Source organism: Parachitinimonas caeni, from assembly GCF_030129945.1.
In the GTDB taxonomy this organism is placed as follows: domain Bacteria; phylum Pseudomonadota; class Gammaproteobacteria; order Burkholderiales; family Chitinimonadaceae; genus Parachitinimonas; species Parachitinimonas caeni.
Genome location: NZ_JARRAF010000122.1, coordinates 1 through 1,254, shown reverse-complemented (window position 1 = coordinate 1,254; position 1,254 = coordinate 1). Strand labels below are relative to the sequence as shown.

The 1,254-nt window shown below is 64.8% G+C and carries 1 pseudogene; it reads left to right on the top strand.

The features are described from left to right. A pseudogene (locus PZA18_RS23875) lies at window positions 1-1,254 on the top strand (hypothetical protein); the annotation flags it as partial.

Sequence of the window (1,254 nt, the reverse complement as noted above, 5' to 3'; positions counted from 1 at the left end):
CGCTGACGCCGAACCGTGGCCCGAACCTGCCGACCGCCAAGCCGCTCTACGGCAAGCTGCGGCTGGGCAAGTCCCCAGTAGTGATGATCGACCCGCAATTCCAGCGGCCGGAGGCACCACCGATCTCAGGCATGACCGACCAGCTGCAGATCCACCGTAGCCGGTCTTACAACGAGTTTGGCGAGCTGGCCGAAGAAATGGACGGCAATGGCAACCGCACCGTCTACGACTACCAGCAGGGCCGGCTCGTCGCCAAGACAGCGGGCGTCAATGGCAATGGCGAACTGCTCAACCAGATCGACGAGAAGGGTACCCCCGCCAACGCGCCCAAGGGCTCGCGCACCGACTATCGCTACACCGACGGTGGCCGCATCCAGTCGGTAACCGATGCCCGAGGCAGCGTCACCACCTATAGCTACGGCTTCGAGAACGGAGGCAATGACTACACCCTGAATGCCCGCAGCGGCCAGGCCCAGGTGCGGACCGAGACCCTCGCCACCGAAAACGGCGCCAGCGTGACCCGTAGCGAGTACAACGGCTACGCCCAGCTCGTCAGCCGGACTGATGGTCGCGGCGCCAAGACCCAGTATCGCTACGACGCGCAAGGCAACCTCACCCAGCTGATCCGACCCCAATCGATGCGGGTGGTGGCCGACGGCGAGATGATCCCCCAGGGCGTCGCGCTGACCGAAATCTATCGCTACGACCAGCAAGGCCGGCGCATCCAGCATCACACCGACTGGAAAGCCAACGACGGCCGTAGCGGGAGCACCAACCACGAAGAAACGTGGTACGACAGCACTGGCCGTGTCACCAGTACGATGCGCAACCAACTGGTCACCACCTATGGCTATGAATGGACCACCCGCGATGCCGCCGGCAATCCGGCCGCCACGGCCTCGGCAGCTAACCAAGCCTGGTACCTGCAGACCCGCACCACCGAAGGCGTAGCGCCGGCGACAGGCACCCGCATGCCGGGCGAACTGGGCGGCACAACCCATGGCGACTACGACGCCAGCTTGTACGACCTCACCGACGCCTTTGGCCGCAAGCTGTGGCACCGCGATCATGGCCTGCGCACGTTCCGTTACGCCTACGACGACGCCGGCCGGCTGATCGCGCAGACAAATAGCGAAGGCCAGAACCTGCGGTATGCCTACTACAGCAATGGCTACCTGATGGCGGTGGCCGACCAGAACGAGAGCAGCCGCAGCCTGACCGAATACGCCTACGACCGCGATGGCAACCGCACCC